The sequence below is a fragment of the Bradyrhizobium sp. USDA 4502 genome (genome assembly GCF_054063355.1).
Window position 1 is genome coordinate 8,365,972 of sequence record NZ_JBSSGF010000001.1, and the last position, 16,320, is coordinate 8,382,291.

Genomic DNA, 16,320 nt, shown 5'->3' on the forward strand with positions numbered 1-16,320 from the left:
CTGGGGAACAGGACGTGACGGCAAGCGCGCTAGCTTTGCGAGACGGTGACGACATGCGCGTTTCGAGGGTCACGGTGGCGGATGTCGGCTTCGTGGCGGATTTCTCCGGCGCGCTGTTCTGGGAAGCGCAGCGCCTGCTCGTGGTCTCCGACCTGCATCTGGAAAAAGGCTCGAGCTTCGCCAGCCGCGGCGTGCTGCTGCCGCCCTACGACACGGTCGCGACACTGAGCCGGCTCGCCGCTGTCGTCGCGCGGCACGATCCGCGGCAGGTGATCGCGCTCGGCGACAGCTTTCACGATCGCGATGCGCATGAACGCCTGTCCAATCCGGACCGCGAGGCGCTCGCGGCGTTGCAGCTGCGGCGCAACTGGATCTGGATCTCGGGCAATCACGATCCGGCGCTGCCGTCCGATCTCGGCGGCGTGGTCGCGACCGAAGTCGCGATCGGTCCGATCGTGTTCCGCCATGAGCCGACCGGCGCCGCCGGCGAGATCGCCGGACACCTGCACCCCAAGGCGCGGGTGCCGACCCGTGGCCGCTCGATCGAGCGCCGCTGCTTCGCCTGTGACGGCGAGCGCGCGGTGATGCCGGCGTTCGGCGCCTACACCGGCGGCCTGAGCATCCGCGATGGCGCGTTCACACGGATCTTCGGATCGCCCGGCTTCATGGCCCATGTGCTCGGCGACAACCGCGTCCACGCGTTCGTCGCGTCGCGGTGTTATTGAGGATCGCGGGCGCCTGCCACAGACTCAGTGTCGTCCCGGGCAAGCGAAGCGCGACCCGGGACCCATAACCACCGCTCTTCGAGATTGCGCAAAGCTGTGGCCCCAGCGCGGCATCACTACTGCATGCGGTGGTTATGGGTCCCTGCTTTCGTGTTTCGCAGGGACGACAGCAGAGATTGTTGCGCGACCTCGACCTAAGCCGCCTTCGCCTGCACGCTTTCGCAATACTCCGCGAGCCTGTCCGCCAGCCGGAGTGTCGCCGGGCTGGCTTCGGGGGCGGCGACGAGGGCGACCTCGGTGCGGTCGATCGGCGCAAAGCCGTCCTTTGCGGTCAGCACGCGATGCTCCGCCTGGATCGACATTTCCGACAGGATGCTGAGCCCGAGGCCCGCGGCGACCGCGGCCTGGATGCCGGCGAGGCTGGAGGAGGTGTAGGCCATATGCCAGTTGCGGCCGGCGCTCTCCAGCGCATGGATGGCGCGGGCGCGGTAGAGACAGCCCGAGGCGAAACCGATCAGCGGAACCGAGCCGGCCGTCGTATCGCGTGGGTGGCTCTTGCTGGTGACCCAGTGCACGCGTTCAGGCCAGACCGCGATGCCGCCCTTCTCATTGGCGGCGCGCTTGATCAGCGCGAGATCGAGATCGCCGCGTTCGAGATCGCGGTACAGGAACAGGCTCTGGCCGGAGCGCACGTCGAGCCGCAAGGTCGGATGACTGCGCGCGAAGGTGGCGAGCAGCTTTGTCAGCCGATAGGCGGCAAAATCCTCGGTGATGCCGATCCGGATCGCGCCTTCGCTGCCGGGCCGCGAGAGCACGTCGCGGGCCTCCTCGGCGAGTGACAATAGCCGCCGCGCATAGGTCAATAGCCGCTCGCCGGCTTCCGTCGGGGTGACATCCTTGCCGCTGCGGATCAACAGCGGCTGGCCGACATCCTCCTCCAGGCGCTTGATCTGCTGGCTCACCGTCGACTGCGTGCGGTGGACGCGCTCTCCGGCGCGGGTGAAGCCGCCGGCATCGACCACCGAGACGAAACTGCGCAACAGCTCCAGGTCGAGCATCGCAGCCTCCATTTATAAATCCACTGTACGCTAGTCTATCATTTAATTTCCAAATATCAAGGCGCAGGCCTAGATCATGGCCGAAGGAGAATTCGCCCATGTCCGCCGCTACCTCGATGGCCGCCCCCCGCGCCCGCTTCAACACCCTGCCGCTGCTGATTGCCCTGTTCTGCCTGCTCTGGAGCTACGCGTTCGTGGCCGGCAAAATCGGCGTCACCGACTGCCCGCCGCTGATCCTGCTCGCCGCGCGGTTTTCGCTCGCCGGGGTTCTGATCCTCACCATCTCATGGCTGCGCCGCGACCAATGGGATCTCACCTGGCGCGATGCGGCGGTGTTCGCCGTGCTCGGCGTCGCCAACAACGCGCTCTATCTCGGCCTCGGCTATACCGGCCTGAAGACGGTCTCCGCCGGACTTGGCGCGCTGATCGTCTCGGCCAATCCGGTGTTCACCGCCATGCTGGCAGCGCTGTTCCTCGGTGAGAGCATGACCTTGCGCAAGGTGATCGGTCTCGTGCTCGGCATCGTCGGCGTCGCCTTCATCGTCTGGCATCGCATGTCGGTCGGATCGGACAGCCCGCATGGCATCTTGTTCACGCTGGCCTCGCTCGCCTCGATCGTCGCCGGCACCGTGCTGTTCAAGCTGCTGGCACCGAAGGGCAGCCTGTGGATCGGCAACGGCATCCAGAACATGGCCGGCGGCCTTGCGGTGATGCCGTTCGCCTTCACGCTCTCCAGTGTCAGCGACATCGTGCCCAGCATGCGGCTTGCCGGCGCCTTCACCTTCCTCGTGCTCGGCGGCTCGATCCTTGCCTATCTGCTCTGGTTTCATCTCCTGAAAGTGTGTGGTGCGACCGCCGCAAGCGCCTATCACTTCCTGATGCCGCCGCTCGGCATGCTGTTCGCCTATCTCGTGCTCGGCGAGCATGTCGAATTTCGCGACCTGCTCGGGATCGTTCCGGTGGCGCTCGGCATTTACCTGGTGACCCGCCCCGCAGCCGCGCCCAACAGGAGTATGACGTGAGCATCACCATCACGCTGATCGGAGGTCCCACCGCCCTGATCGAGATCGACGGGTTCCGCCTGCTCACCGATCCGACCTTCGATGCGCCCGGCGAGTATCAATTGCCGCATGTGAAACTGGAGAAGCTGACGGGCCCCGCGCTCGGCGCGCGCGATGTCGGCGCGATCGATGCGGTGCTGCTGAGCCACGACCAGCATTCCGACAATCTCGACCATACCGGCCGGGATTTCCTTAAAGAGGCGAAGCGCGTGCTGACGACGGAGGCCGGCGCCAGGCGGCTCGGCGGCAACGCCGAGGGCTTTGCGCGCTGGGCCTCGACCGAGTTGCAGAAGGGCGGCCGGACCCTCACCATCACAGCGACGCCGGCGCGGCACGGACCGGCGGGGATCGAGCCGTTGTCCGGCGACGTCATCGGCTTCGTCGTCGAACCGGCAAAACCGGGCCGTCCGGTCTATGTCAGCGGCGACACCACCTGGTTCGACGGCGTCGCCGAGGTTGCGCGGCGCTTCGACTGCGGCGTGGTGCTGCCGTTCGCCGGCGCGGCGCAAACCCGCGGCCCCTTCCATCTCACCATGGACACCAATGACGCGATCGAAACCGCGCGCGCCTTTGCGGACGCGGTGATCGTGCCGGTTCATACCGACGGCTGGGCGCATTTCCGGCAGAGCGCGAGCGACCTGCGCGCGAGCTTCGATACGCTCGGCTTCGGCCGCCGTCTGCGCATCCTCGAGCCCGGCATCGCCACGGTCATCGAGCCGTAGGTTTCGTCCCAGGAACCTTGCCGGTATCCGGCTCGTTGTCAGACGGCTGGAACCGGACATGACGCGGCAAGGGACGATCCCACCACACGACAAACATGACGATGCGCCGGCGGCGAAGCCTCGGCGCCAGCCGTTCAGTTTCAGCCGCGTCCTGAAGACGCTCGGACCCGGGCTGATCACCGGCGCTTCCGACGACGACCCTTCGGGGATCGGCACCTACAGCCAGGCCGGCGCGCAACTCGGCTACGGCATTGGCTGGACCATGCTGCTGACGTTTCCGCTGATGAGCGCGATCCAGGAGATCTCGGCGCGGGTCGGCCGCGTCACCGGGCATGGCATCGCGGGCAATGTATGCCGGCATTATCCAGGCTGGCTGCTCGCCGTCGCGGTGACGCTGCTGTCGATTGCCAACACCATCAACATCGCGGCCGACCTCTCGGCCATGGCCGATGCGGCAAAGCTCCTGATCGGCGGTCCGGCCATCCTCTATGTGGTGCTGTTCGGCGTGACCTCGGTGGCCGCGCAGATCTTCATGAACTACCGGCGCTACGTCGCGATCCTGAAATGGCTGACGCTCAGCCTGTTCGCCTATGTCGCGGCGCTCGCCTTTGCCAAGGTGTCGTGGATGGATGCCCTGGCCGGCGTGCTGCTGCCGCGCATCAGCTGGAGCGCCGACTATTTCACGACCATCGTTGCGATCCTCGGCACCACGATCTCGCCCTATCTGTTCTTCTGGCAGGCCTCGCAGGAGGCGGAGGAGCAGCGGGTCGACGCCACCAAGCATCCGCTGATCGAACGGCATTACGGCGCCCGGCACGAATTCTCGCGCATCCGCGCCGATACCATCACCGGCATGGCGTTTTCGAACCTGATCGCATTGTCGATCATCGTCACCGCCGCCGCATCGCTGCACGCCGCCGGCAAGACCGATATCCAGACCTCGGCGCAGGCCGCCGAGGCGCTGCGCCCGATCGCCGGGCCGTTTGCCGAGGTGATCTTTGCGCTCGGCATCGTAGGCACCGGCCTTCTGGCGATCCCGGTGCTCGCGGGTGCGACGGCTTATGCGGTCGGCGAGGGCCGGCGATGGCGGGTCGGGCTGACGCGCAGGCCGAAGGAGGCGATCGCGTTCTATTCGGTGCTGGCGCTGTCGGGCGGCATCGGCATCGCGCTCAACTTCACGCCGATCGATCCGATCTCGGCGTTGTACTGGAGTGCGGTCGTCAACGGCGTGCTCGCGGTGCCGGTGATGGTGCTGCTGATGTTCATGGCCCGCCGCCGGGACATCATGGACCGCTTTGTGGTCCGCGGATGGCTGTACTGGCTCGGCTGGCTCTCGACCGGCGCGATGGCGCTCAGCGTGATCGCGATGGGGATCGGCTTCCTGCTGTAGCTTGTTCGAACTCCTCAACCCTCGCCGAACAGCGAGCTATCGATCTTGGTCGTCGATTTGACCTTTCGCAGGATGATCGTCGTGCGGTAGCTCGCGACGTCGCTATCCGGATGCATAAGGCGGTCGAGGATGAAGGATTGATAGCGCGCGAGGTCCGAGGACACGATCCGTAGCGAGTAATCCCAATCGCCGGCAATCATGCAACATTCGACGACCTCCGGAAGGTCGATCACCTTCCGCTCGAAGCGCGTGAAGGATTCCCTGTTCTGTTGCTTGAGACGGACCTCGACGATCACGTCGAATCCGAGTCCAACCCGCGTCGGGTCCACCAGCGCCACATAGGAATTGATGACGCCGGCCTCTTCGAGCGTGCGAACGCGTCGCATGCAGGGGGCGGACGAGAGGCCGATCCGCTCGGCCAGCTCGAGATTCGTGATGCGCCCCTCGACCTGCAGCACGTCGAGGATTTTTCGGTCGATCTCGTCAATCACGATCGCGGTTCCCATTTCTTTCGCATTCTCCATCTTTTGCGCAATTGTTTGCAGAAGAAGGGCTGAAATGCATCTCAAATCGCAATGTCATTGCCCTCGCGCGCGCATAAGATGTGGTGCGAGGGTTCTTTGATCGCTGCAACCGAGCAGCAAGGAGCGGGCATGGCCGGAAATGACGACAAATCCTTTTGGGATCGCGCGCGGCGTCACCTCATTCGCTATGGCGGGACGTTCGCTCCCGTGATCATCGAGCGTGCCTCCGGGTCCTTCGTCTATGACGCCGACGGCCGGGCCATCCTGGATTTCACGTCCGGGCAGATGAGCGCCGTGCTCGGTCACGGTCACCCGGAGATCGTCCAGACCATCAGCGAGCATGCCGAACGGCTCGACCATCTCTTCAGCGGCATGCTGACGCGCCCGGTCGTCGCGCTGGCCGAACAGCTCGCGGGCCTGCTGCCGCCGGGGCTTGATCGCGTCATGCTGCTGAGCACCGGCGGCGAGTCGAATGAAGCTGCGATCAAGATGGCCAAGCTCGCCACCGGCGGCTTCGAGACCGTCGCGTTCGCGCAGTCCTGGCACGGAATGACGTCTGGCGCGGCCGGAACGACCTATTCGGCCGGCCGCAAGGGTTATGGTCCGGCGCCGGTCGGCTCGCTCGCGATTCCGACGCCGAACCCCTATCGCCCGCGCTTCGGCAATGCGGCCGATTGGCGGGCCGAGCTGGCCTACGCCTTCGATCTGATCGATCGCCAATCGACCGGCTCGCTCGCCTGCATGATCGCCGAGCCGATCCTCAGCTCCGGCGGCCTGATCGATCTGCCCGAAGGCTACTTTGCCGAGTTGAAGGAGCTGTGCCGGGCCCGCGGCATGCTGCTGATCGTCGACGAGGCACAGACCGGCCTTGGCCGAACCGGCGCCATGTTCGCTTTCGAGCGCGACGGTGTCGTGCCTGATATCCTGACCTTGTCGAAGACGCTCGGTGCCGGGCTGCCTCTGGCTGCGGTCATCACCTCCGCCGAGATCGAAGAGCGGTGTCACGAACGCGGTTTCCTGTTCTACACGACGCATGTGTCGGACCCGATGCCGGCCGCGGTCGGGCTGAAGGTCATCGAGATCATCCTTCGCGACAGATTGGTCGAGCGCGCCAGGATAGCGGGCGCGCGGCTGAGGGACGGGCTCCTCGCACTTCAGAACCGGTTCGAATGCATCGGTGACGTGCGCGGCAGGGGGCTGATGCAGGGCATCGAGATCGTGCGCGACCGTTACAGCAAGGAGCCTGACGAAGCGCTCGGAACGCGTGTCTCTCAGCGCTGCATGCAGCTTGGACTGAGCACCAACATCGTTCAGTTGCCCGGCATGGGCAGCGTATTCCGCATCGCCCCGCCGCTGACGATCAGCGACGACGAGATCGATCTTGGCCTCTCGATCCTCAGCAACGCGTTCGAAAGCGCATTGCAAAGCAGGGCTGGCTAGATCAATCCTTGCGGAACACGATCGAGGCCATCCAGCCGGTCATCAGCGCCATGAACGCGGTGATCAGGCCGTAGACAAGGCCGTTATGCCGCGCGGTGGTGGCGACGAATTGCTCGAAGCCGACCTTGACGATCTCGAACGCGGTCTCGGCCTTGGTCACCAGCGCGCCGTCGGAAAACAGCTTGATCTCGACATTATAGGTGCCGATCGGCACCTCCGCCGGCAGCGGAATGCCTGTGCGGAACAGGGTCGGGGTCAGGAAGGTCACCGCCGAGGTCGCCTCACGGTACAGCCCGTGCTCGGAGCGCAGCCGCACGAAGGCGCTGCGGAACGGGTCGTTCGGCACCACGTCGGCATAGTCGGGCCCGACCCGCTGCATCAGCAGCACGTTGTTGAGCCCGAGCTGCTGCCGCCGCTGCACCTCGGGCGAGGCGATCTGGTCGAACGGGCGATTCGAGAACAGCGCGAGATAGCCCGGCACCTGCAGGAACTGGCGCGAGTCGGTGTTGATCCAGATGCCGAATTTGCGCTCCTTGCGCCGCGTGACCATGTCGGCGCGCGGGCCGGACACCGTGACGACGAGATCGTAATTGTTGCGATTGGCCGGCGCCTTGTCGTCCTTCTCGACCGAGCCGAACAGCACGAGCTCGCCGCCGGAATAGTTCGGCGTCACCGTGACGCGGTGGTTGGAGACCGACACGATCAGCCGCTCGGCATGAGCGGGCGCGGCCGCCAGGCCGGCGGCGGCGAAGCCGATGATCGCGAGCGCCGCGCGCAGCCTCATGGCGGGGCTCCGCCGGTTTCGCGGATGCTGTAGAGGTCCTGCGGCCGGATCACCAGTTCCACCGCAAAGCGGATGCCGACCGCGAGCACCAGCAGGCCGAGCAGCAGGCGCAGATGCTCGCCGCGGATCTTCTGGCCGGCGCGGGCGCCGAACTGCGCGCCGGTGACGCCGCCAACCATCAGGATCAGCGCCAGCACGGCGTCGACCAGATGGTTGGTCACCGCGTGCAGCATGGTTGCGAACACCATGGTGACGAGGGTGAGCACCATCGAGGTGCCGATCACGGTCGAGGTCGGCACCCGCAGCACATAGATCATCAGCGGCACCAGGATGAAGCCGCCACCGATTCCCATCACGGCGCCGATGAAGCCGATCGCGAGTCCGACCACAACGACCGGGATGACGGAGAGATAGATCTTGGAGCGCTTGAAGCGCAGCTTCAGGGGCAGGCCGTGGATCCAGCCATGGCTGCCGGGCTTGCGCAGCGCGATCGGACCGCCGCGGCGGACGCGCAGCATCGCGCGCAAACCTTCCCAGAACATCAGCCCACCGACCGTCGTCAGCAGGATGACGTAGGACAGCGCGATCATCAGGTCGAGCTGGCCGAGCGAGCGCAGGAAGGTGAAGGTCCACACCCCGAACGTGGTGCCGAGCGTGCCTCCGACCAGCAGCACCGCCGCCAGCAGCGGATCGATCGCGCGTCTGCGCCAATAGGAAATGGCACCGGAGAACGAGGAGGCCGCGATATGGCTGGCGACGGAGGCGACCGCGACAGCGGGCGCGATGCCGACGAAGATCAGCAGCGGCGTCATCAGGAAGCCGCCGCCGATGCCGAACATGCCGGAGACGAATCCAACCGCCGCGCCCATCGCCAGGATGAGGAAGACATTGACCGGAATGTCGGCGATCGGGAGGTAGAGCTGCACGCGCGTCGCTTCTTGTCGGTTCGCCGCGAGTTCGGCACAAGGCCGCATCACGGCGTGATGTCGTTCTGGTCGGGCATTCTCCGGCTGAACGAATCCGGTCGGCGCGCAAGACGCAGGCGAACGCGGGTCGATTGCCGCGTTCTTGCATAACTGAAATCGGCGGGGGGAGGGACTAAAGAATCCGCTCCCGGGGGCATTTTTCGCCGCACCTGGCCGCCGTCTGCGGACGTGGTTGATAATTCAGATTAATGACGCCTGTGTCGCCTCACGGCCGATCGACCGGCTTGGTGATCAGGTTCAGCGCGAGCGCTTCTTTCGGGTTCAGCCAGCGGATATCGGAGGTTTGCGACATCGCCTCGACGATCCCGGAAGAGACGCCCATCTTGGTCATGTAGCCCAGCACCATGCCCTGGATGCGTTGGGCCTCGGCGAGGGGATCGCTGACGGGCGTGCTCGTCGTGAAGCGATGCACGCCGAGTCGCGAGCCCGCGATGCCATAGCGGGTCTGGCCGCCGGCATAGACCAGGACGCAGGCGCTGGCGCAGGACGCGGGGCGGAGCTTGCCCGAGGCGCCGGCGGTGGCGACCGCGGTGACCAGCCCGTGCGTGCGGATGACCTCGCCCATGATGGCGGCCTGGTTCAGCGCACCGCCCGGCGACGACAGCAGCACGACGTCGCCCGGTGCGAGACGCGCCTCGCTGAGCCGGTCGCGGAACCAGCTCGCGCTGGCCGAGCCGATCTTGCCGCTGATCGCAAGCGCCCGCCGGCCGCGGCCCGATCCGTCGATGTCGACGTCGGGAATCACCGCGGACGTCATGCTGGCCGCGATGTAAGTCTCGCGCCAGAAGTCCCAGGCGCCCGGCGTCGACAGGTCCCGGTAAGCCTGGATGGCGACGCTCGACAACAGCAGCACGAAGATGATGATGGACCAGAGCGAGAACCGGAACGCGCGAGGCGGCGATGCCGCGTTCCCTTGCGGCGTCGGCGGAGGCGGGGCTGAGGGGCGCCGGGCAAATGGAGACGGCGCCTGCCGCGGCGGCGCCACGCGGGGACCGGTCGGCGAGGAACGGTGGCCCGTTCCATCATCCTGGCGATCATCGACAGACAAGCCTGACCCTCCGGAACGTGCGCCGACGGCGCGGAACTGCGCGCCTGTCTACACGGCCGAAGGCCGGAGGTATAGGACAGCGGCACCGTCAAGGCGCCGCAGCCGTCTCGAACCTAGTGAGCCGGAGCGGCGAGCGCCGCGGTCCGCTTCGAGGGCTGCTTGACCGGCTTCGCCGCTGCGGGCTGCGCGGCCGCGCCGTCCCAGCCGCCGGCGGGCGCCGGGACGTTGACCGCATCGCTCGGCTGCGGCTCGGCGGTGAAAGTCTGGATCGCCAGCTTCGCTGCGGCCAGCGACTGCGGGTCGAGCCGCTTGGCAATATCGTCGCGCTTGTGGCCGGCGTCGGCGTCGCCCTGTGCGGCCGCGAGGCTGAACCACTTGAAGGACTCGGCGAGGTTCTGTTCGACACCGATGCCGCGGGCATAGAGGATGCCGAGATTGACCTGGCTGTCGGCAACACCGCGATCGGCCGCCTTGCGGAACCACTGCGCGGCGCTCTTGTAGTCGGCGCCCTTGCCGCCGCCATCGGCGTCGAGCACGGCGAGATTGTGCATCGCCTTGGCGTTGCCGCGCTCGGCGGCCTGCACGTAATAGCGTCGCGCCACATCGAAGTCGCGCTTCACGCTGAGGCCCTTCTCGTAGAAGGTGCCGAGCCGGAACATCGCGGGCACCACGCCGGCCTGCGCCGCGCGGGCATACCATTTGGCGGCTTCGTCGACATTGGCGGTCACGCCCTTGCCCTCGGCAAAGCGGACGCCGACCTCATAGGCCGCGGCCGCATCGCCCTTGATCGCGGCGCTGCGCAGCGCCGGACCACCGATCGCATCGGGCAGCTTCTCGCCCGCGGGGATCTGGACCATGGCGAGCTTGCCGCCGAGCGGCGGTGCGGTCGGAATCGTGCCGGTGACGTCGTTGGCAGCGGCCGTTGGTACCGCGGTCGGCTCAGGCGCGGCGGCCGGTGCGGGCGCGATTGCCGGCGGTAACGTCACCTGCGCGCTGTCGAGCGTGTTCGGCGCCGGAGTATTGTTGGACTGGCGGCCGAGCGGGGTCGGCGAGGTCATCGATGGCCCGGGCACTGACGACCCGGGCAGGCCGGACGGCGCAGCCGGGGCGGGGGCTGCGGAATTCTCGGCAGGCGGCTGCATGGGCGGCGTGGCCGGCTCGCTGTGCTCGATCGCCGGCACCTGCGGCGCGGAGCTGGTGTCGAGCAGGTTCATCGCCATCTTGGCGGTCGAGAGCAGGATCACGACCACGCTCGCGCCGACCAGCAGCGAACGGATCTTGGAGGTGATGGTCGAGGGCTGCGCCTCCGGCGCGCCAGTCGCCGTCGCGCCGGCCGCGGCCGTGCCGGCCTTGGCGGCAGCCGCCTTCGCGGCCTTGTCGGCCTTCTCCTTGGCCTTGGCTGCAGCCTTGCTCGCGGCGCGCGCCGCCTTCTCGTTGACGGGTTGCGCGGCAGCGGCCTGCGCGGCGCGGCGTGCGGCGGCGATGAAGCTCGATGTCGAGACCGGCTCCTTCTTGCCGGCGGGAAGATCAGAGATCGCGCGCTCGGAATCCGCGATCCGCTCCGACGGCGAAGCGACGCGGCCGGAGGGGCGTGTGCCCGGTTCGAGCGGATGATCCGGTGGCAGGTCCGGCGCGATCGCGGCGCGTGCGGACGCCGCATGCGGCTCGAGGATCTCGCTGATCGCGCGCGGCGGCAGCGGCGGCGGCGCGCTCTCGACCGGCTGCGCGGCATGGAATTCGCGCGGCGCGGACATGAAGTGCTCCTGCGCCAGCGCAGGATTGGGCAATTCGGGCCTGTACGATTCAGGCTTGTACGCTTCAGCTTTGGGCTGCGCGATCGGCTGCGACATCGCCGCGCGCGGCATCTCCATCCGCGGAGCTTCCATCCGCGGTTCGGCCGGCGCGGGAGCAGGCGGCGCGGTGCGCACCGTACGCAGATCGTTCTCGATCATCGCGAGACGATCGACGACATGGCCGAGCGTGTTGTGAACGGTCTCCAGCGAATCCTGGGTGCGGCGGTCGGTCTCCGACTGGCTGAAGCGGATGTCGGACAGCTCGCGCTTCACCATGTCGACGATGCCGCTGTCCATCATCGGCTGCGGCGAGGAGGTGTTGACGTTGCGGGCGGCGTCGGCGAGCGAGGCGATGTGGGCGTGCTGCGCCTCGAGGTGCCGCATGATGTCATGCAGCGCTTCCTCGACCCGGCCGAGATTGCCGGAGCGCTGGTCGGCGGACTCCAGGCGCTCGAGCAGATACGAGACGCGCTGCTCGAGATGGGTGAATGCCGACGAACTGTCGTTGCCGACCTGCAGGCGGTCGATCCGCTCCGACAGCGAGCGCAGGGCGCCTTCGATGGCATCGGTGTTGTCATAGCCGGCCGGCCGCTCGCGGGTCTCCAGCGTCGAGGCCAATGCGGCAATGCGTTGCTCGATCCCGGCGAAGGCATCGCCATGGCTCTCGGCGCGCGACATCTGCGACAGCTGGTCGACCTTCGCGGCCAGCGCATGCACGTCCCCGGAGAGCTGCAGCAGCGCGTCGTTGGAGGCGACGTTGGAGACGATGGCGCGCAGCGCGGCGATCGCGCTCTCGAGCTGATGCACCGTCGACGGATCGTCGTTGGCGCGCAGGATCATGTCGAGCTTGGCGCCGAGATTGCGGATCGCCTCGTCGTAGCCGGTGAGCTGCTCGGCGGGCGTCAGCGTGCGCAGCGACTCGCGGATTTCCGACAGCGCGCGTTCGATGCCGGCGATCGCCTGGGCCCTGGCCGTTGCGGCCCTCCTGGCGGAGCTCGTCGATCCGGTGATGCAGCGAGCGGATCTCGTTCTCGATCGACTCGATCGCCCGGCGCGGCATCGCCTCGGTGATCGCCTGGCGGATTTCCGCAAGCTCGCCGCGGAAGGCCGCGATCGACTGCTCAATATGGTCGGGCCGCTGCAGCGCCTCGATCTGGCTCGTGATCTTGAGCAGCTGACGCTCGAGCGAGGAGAAGTCGGGCCCGGCAGGCGGCGGTGGCGCATAGGCGGCCATCGGCGGCGTCGATTGCGGCATCGGCGGCGTGCCGCGCGGCGGCATCTGCCGTTGTGCCGATACGTCGAGCTCGTTCTGGCGCGCGGCGATCTCCGCGATCGCGAAATCGAACGAGGCCGGGCTCAGTGGCGGCGAGGGGCGATAGACCTGGGCTGCGGCGCGCTCGACCGCCTCCGCCTGGCGCAGCCTCTCCTCCAGTTGCCGGTCATGCATCTGCGGCTCGCGCTGCATCTGCGACTCACGCATCGGCTGTGGCTGCGGCTCGCGCGCCGCCTGCGGCCGCGAAATTTGCGACAGCCGGGCATCGAGGCGCGAAATCGCGTCGTTCAGCTGCCGCGCGACGGCGGGCTGGCCGCGCGGCACTTCGGCGCGCACCGCTTCGGCGCGCGTCAGAGGCTTTGCAATCTGTTCGATCTGCCGGGTGATGGCGTCGAGCCGCTGGTGGATATCGGCGACCTCGCGGCTTTCCCGGCTCGGCATCGGCTGCCGTTGCTCCATGCGCCAATCCGGCGGGCTCGGTTCACCGACGGTGGAGTTGAGCCAGTCGTTCAACGACATGCCGGCGCGGCGCGCAGCCGCCTCGGCCCTGTCGCGGACGGAGGGATCGATGCCGTCAACACTCCACGATACGCGCGAATTCATGATTCCGTCCGGTCCCGACTCCGGCGCTACACCCTGCGCCCGCAGCCTCCCCGCGCATTCCCGTTAAGAGACAATCGAATTCTGCGCCGGGCGTCTGCTTCAGCTGCTGACTTTTTCCCGTCACGGTAAATAACGGGTTAAGGAATGCGGCCGACGGGCGCTAAAGTTAGGGAATCCGGGAACCTGTTGCGCCGGATCAGGACAATGCCCTGCGGTGCTGCTCCTCTTCTCCTTCCCCCTGAAAGGCAGGGGTGTCCGGGGAAATTCAGGCATAGCGGAGCTCCATCTGGTCAGGTGAGATGGTTGATTTCCGACGGCTGGGGTTGATGGGCGGAGGTTTGTCGATGGCAGCGAGGGATCGACGCGTGAGCAGGAGCTGGCCGACGAGTTCGGCGAACCTGAGCGGGAGCATTTTGATGCAGTTGGTGTGAGCGGCGATGCGCAGCAGCAGGTAGGCAATCATCGCAGCGAGCACCTGAAGGCGGATCGCGTTGTCGTTGGCGCCGAGGAACTTGCGAATATCGAGATGCTGCTTGATCCAGCGGAACAGCAGCTCGATTTGCCATCGGCTCTTGTAGAGGGCGGCGATCTCGACGGCGCTACGGGCAAGGTCGTTGGTCAGGAGTGTGATCTTGCCGCCTTTCTCGCGTCTGATCTTGATGCGGCGGAGCGGGATTGGAAGGCGCGAATCGCCCTTGCTGGTGAGCTTCACCTCGTCATCGGCAAGGATTTCGAAGCCATCCCCGTTACGCTTGCGGATGGCGCGATGCCTGAGCGAGCGAAGACGGATGCTCGTCTTCGCCCGGGTAACGAAGAAAGCCTTGCTATCATTGATCTTCTGCCACCAGTCGAAACGGCAATAGCCCTTGTCAAACACATAGGTGGTGGCGGGCTGGATTGGGGTCTGTCGGCCGATCTCGATGTCATTGACGTTCGCGGCCGTCATCTCGACGCAGGTCGGGACATCGCTCCTTGGGTCGTAGACGACATGCAGCTTCATGCCGCGGATGCGGCCGTTCCACGTCGCCCAACTGCAGACCTTGCCGAGCGGGATCGGACTGGCGTCGATCAGACGCACCATCTCCATGCCTTCACTCCGCAGCTGGCGACGCGCCATCGCCGACAGCGCCGCAAAGGTTTGCGCGAAAATGCCGATCGGACGGCGGGCATTGGCATCGGACAACGTCGAGCGCGACAGCTTGCCGGTTCCCAAGTGATAGTGATGCTGCGAATTGGCGTTGAAGCCAGTCACCACCCCGCGCAGACTGCTGTTGCCGCTAAGCTGGGCATAGATCAGCGCCACCAGATGATCCCAGCTCCTGAACGACTTGTCGTAGGCATCCCCGTCCAGACGATCCACAACCGTCTGAAACTGCCGTCGATTGATCGGTTCAAGCAGCCTTCCAAAAATGCTACCGCGATATCGCATGCTCGGCCCTCTGTGTCTCGACAACCAGAAAAGACCGATTTGCCTCGGTCCTGCCGAGCATGCACCGCGACACAGTGAATCATTCCCCGGACACCCCTGCCTGAAAGGGGGAAGGTCGGGATGGGGGTTTGCCGCACACACTGCTGCGTGTGGAGAGAGATGATCCCCACCCGCTTTGCTCTTCGAGCAAAGCGACCTCCCCTTTTCAAGGGGAGGTTGGAGATTTGTTTCTAGCCGTTGCTTTCGCGCTTGCCGTCGTCGAGCGGCAGCACATTGCTGCGGCCGGACATGGCCGAGAGCGCGTCGAGCGCCTCCTCGCACCATTCCACCACCATCCGCTCATGGCGCATGCCGAGGCGCAGACTGAGCATCTTGCCGACATCGGCCGGCGGCGCGGTGCCGTCGGGGAAGCGCTTGTTGAGCAGGCGCTCATAGCGCTCATAGCGGTCGCGGTGATGCTCCAGCCGCGCCATCAGGTCGTTGCGCAGCGGCTCGATATCGACGCAGTCGAGCGCATAGAGCCGGACCAGAAGGTCATCCTTGATCGAGGGCGGCACGCTCGGGCGCGCTGCCCAGTGCTTCAGCGCCGCGCGGCCTTCGGCGGTCAGGGTATAGACCAGCTTGTTGGGTTTGCCGGACTGCACCACCTCGCGGCCCTGGACATGGCCCTTGTCGCGCAGCCGCGAGAGCTCCCGGTAGATCTGCTGATGGTCGGCCTTCCAGAAGAAGCCGATCGACGCATCGAACGTCTTGGCGAGCTCATAGCCCGTCATCGGACGTTCCGTGAGGCAGGCAAGGATTGCGTCACCGAGTGCCAACGCCCACCTCCATCTCAGTTCCCCAAAAGGCCATTCTGAAGTTCGCTTGACTTTATGCGTTAGTGTGCATATGCGTCAATATGCATATGGTGATCGGCGTGCCGCCCTGTCGCGCGCGCCGATGTCCAGGCTTCTTAACCCCGCCGCAGGAGACGTCCGAATGAGCAAGCCGGGCCTCGACAAGTGGTACGCCTACATGAAGTCCCACGACACCGCCGCTCTGTGGGACCTGCTGCATCCCGACGCGGTGTTCGAAAGTCCGGTCGTGCACACGCCGCAGCGCGGCCGCGACATCACCTTCAAATATCTCACCAGCGCCGCCAAGGTGCTCGGCGGCCCGACCTTCAAGTATCTCGGCGAGTGGCGCAATGACACCGGCGCGGTGCTCGAATTCGAGAACGAGATCGACGGCATCAAGCTCAACGGCGTCGACATCATCACGTTCGATGGTGACGGCCGGATCACGCATTTCAAGGTGATGGTGCGTCCGCTCAAGGCGATCAACCTGCTGCATCGGATGATGGGCGAGGAGTTGATGAAGCAAAGCGGCGCAACGTCGCAATCACAGTCGCGATAGCATCTGCCGCGGACCTCCGGAACCGGATAAGGTCCGCTCCAACAACCCAAGGACACGCTGCGCAGCGTCCGTCGCATATGCGGCCACGA

General features: G+C 66.2%; 13 protein-coding genes and 1 pseudogene. 6 read left to right on the forward strand and 8 right to left on the reverse strand.

From position 1 onward, the window contains the following. Positions 1–53: 53 nt before the first annotated feature. On the forward strand, positions 54–725 hold the full coding sequence (gene pdeM / locus ACVW1B_RS38935) for a ligase-associated DNA damage response endonuclease PdeM (RefSeq protein WP_456777900.1): 672 nt from the start codon (positions 54–56) through the stop codon (positions 723–725). A gap of 194 nt (positions 726–919) precedes the next feature. Here pdeM and ACVW1B_RS38940 read toward each other — a convergent pair whose 3' ends face one another. After that, positions 920–1,783: a LysR family transcriptional regulator gene (locus ACVW1B_RS38940; protein ID WP_456777899.1), complete on the reverse strand. Its 864-nt coding sequence runs from the start codon at positions 1,781–1,783 to the stop codon at positions 920–922. A gap of 98 nt (positions 1,784–1,881) precedes the next feature. On the opposite strand from ACVW1B_RS38940, the gene ACVW1B_RS38945 reads away from it, so the two are divergent. Genes ACVW1B_RS38945 through ACVW1B_RS38955 form a run of 3 tightly spaced genes read left to right on the forward strand, consistent with a single transcriptional unit; the run spans position 1,882 to position 4,956 of the window. Next, positions 1,882–2,805: a DMT family transporter gene (locus ACVW1B_RS38945; RefSeq protein WP_456777898.1), complete on the forward strand. Its 924-nt coding sequence runs from the start codon at positions 1,882–1,884 to the stop codon at positions 2,803–2,805. Further along, positions 2,802–3,566 carry an MBL fold metallo-hydrolase gene (locus ACVW1B_RS38950; protein ID WP_456777897.1) on the forward strand — a complete coding sequence of 255 codons (765 nt, stop codon included), beginning with the start codon at positions 2,802–2,804 and terminating at the stop codon, positions 3,564–3,566. Before ACVW1B_RS38945 ends, ACVW1B_RS38950 begins: the two co-directional genes overlap by 4 nt. Positions 3,567–3,624: 58 nt before the next feature. Beyond that, positions 3,625–4,956 (forward strand): NRAMP family divalent metal transporter, encoded by a 1,332-nt coding sequence (locus ACVW1B_RS38955; RefSeq protein ID WP_456822873.1) that lies wholly within the window; start codon positions 3,625–3,627, stop codon positions 4,954–4,956. A gap of 14 nt (positions 4,957–4,970) precedes the next feature. On the opposite strand, the gene ACVW1B_RS38960 is transcribed toward ACVW1B_RS38955, so the two are convergent. Beyond that, positions 4,971–5,462: an Lrp/AsnC family transcriptional regulator gene (locus ACVW1B_RS38960; RefSeq protein WP_168858469.1), complete on the reverse strand. Its 492-nt coding sequence runs from the start codon at positions 5,460–5,462 to the stop codon at positions 4,971–4,973. Positions 5,463–5,609: 147 nt separating this feature from the next. Here ACVW1B_RS38960 and ACVW1B_RS38965 point away from each other — a divergent pair, with 147 nt between their 5' ends. Further along, positions 5,610–6,920 carry an aspartate aminotransferase family protein gene (locus tag ACVW1B_RS38965; RefSeq protein WP_456822874.1) on the forward strand — a complete coding sequence of 437 codons (1,311 nt, stop codon included), beginning with the start codon at positions 5,610–5,612 and terminating at the stop codon, positions 6,918–6,920. Between the two features lies 1 nt (position 6,921). On the opposite strand, the gene ACVW1B_RS38970 is transcribed toward ACVW1B_RS38965, so the two are convergent. The 6 genes and pseudogenes from ACVW1B_RS38970 to ACVW1B_RS38995 form a co-directional block, all read right to left on the reverse strand. Beyond that, positions 6,922–7,704, reverse strand: coding sequence for a TIGR02186 family protein (locus tag ACVW1B_RS38970; protein WP_456777894.1), 783 nt, complete (start codon positions 7,702–7,704; stop codon positions 6,922–6,924). Beyond that, positions 7,701–8,630, reverse strand: coding sequence for a sulfite exporter TauE/SafE family protein (locus tag ACVW1B_RS38975; protein ID WP_076832838.1), 930 nt, complete (start codon positions 8,628–8,630; stop codon positions 7,701–7,703). Before ACVW1B_RS38975 ends, ACVW1B_RS38970 begins: the two co-directional genes overlap by 4 nt. A 265-nt stretch (positions 8,631–8,895) precedes the next feature. Further along, positions 8,896–9,738: a hypothetical protein gene (locus ACVW1B_RS38980; protein ID WP_456777893.1), complete on the reverse strand. Its 843-nt coding sequence runs from the start codon at positions 9,736–9,738 to the stop codon at positions 8,896–8,898. Between the two features lie 113 nt (positions 9,739–9,851). Continuing rightward, positions 9,852–13,407: pseudogene (locus ACVW1B_RS38985) on the reverse strand (hypothetical protein). Positions 13,408–13,672: 265 nt separating this feature from the next. Next, entirely contained in the window at positions 13,673–14,836 is a 1,164-nt protein-coding gene (locus ACVW1B_RS38990) for an IS4 family transposase (protein WP_057015126.1), read from the reverse strand. A 230-nt stretch (positions 14,837–15,066) separates the two neighbouring features. Next, complete coding sequence (locus tag ACVW1B_RS38995; RefSeq protein WP_057016062.1) at positions 15,067–15,654, reverse strand: PadR family transcriptional regulator; 588 nt, start codon at positions 15,652–15,654, stop codon at positions 15,067–15,069. Between the two features lie 160 nt (positions 15,655–15,814). Here ACVW1B_RS38995 and ACVW1B_RS39000 point away from each other — a divergent pair, with 160 nt between their 5' ends. Next, on the forward strand, positions 15,815–16,231 hold the full coding sequence (locus ACVW1B_RS39000) for a nuclear transport factor 2 family protein (RefSeq protein ID WP_229191371.1): 417 nt from the start codon (positions 15,815–15,817) through the stop codon (positions 16,229–16,231). The last annotated feature ends 89 nt before the right edge of the window (positions 16,232–16,320 follow it).

Coding starts and splice junctions, on each gene's coding strand:
- ACVW1B_RS38940 (WP_456777899.1), bottom strand. CDS start 1,783: ATGCTCGACCTGGAGCTGTTGCGCAGTTTCGTCTCGGTGGTCGATGCC.
- ACVW1B_RS38965 (WP_456822874.1), top strand. CDS start 5,610: ATGGCCGGAAATGACGACAAATCCTTTTGGGATCGCGCGCGGCGTCAC.
- ACVW1B_RS38945 (WP_456777898.1), top strand. CDS start 1,882: ATGTCCGCCGCTACCTCGATGGCCGCCCCCCGCGCCCGCTTCAACACC.
- ACVW1B_RS38960 (WP_168858469.1), bottom strand. CDS start 5,462: ATGGGAACCGCGATCGTGATTGACGAGATCGACCGAAAAATCCTCGAC.
- ACVW1B_RS39000 (WP_229191371.1), top strand. CDS start 15,815: ATGAGCAAGCCGGGCCTCGACAAGTGGTACGCCTACATGAAGTCCCAC.
- ACVW1B_RS38955 (WP_456822873.1), top strand. CDS start 3,625: ATGACGCGGCAAGGGACGATCCCACCACACGACAAACATGACGATGCG.
- ACVW1B_RS38970 (WP_456777894.1), bottom strand. CDS start 7,704: ATGAGGCTGCGCGCGGCGCTCGCGATCATCGGCTTCGCCGCCGCCGGC.
- ACVW1B_RS38990 (WP_057015126.1), bottom strand. CDS start 14,836: ATGCGATATCGCGGTAGCATTTTTGGAAGGCTGCTTGAACCGATCAAT.
- pdeM (WP_456777900.1), top strand. CDS start 54: ATGCGCGTTTCGAGGGTCACGGTGGCGGATGTCGGCTTCGTGGCGGAT.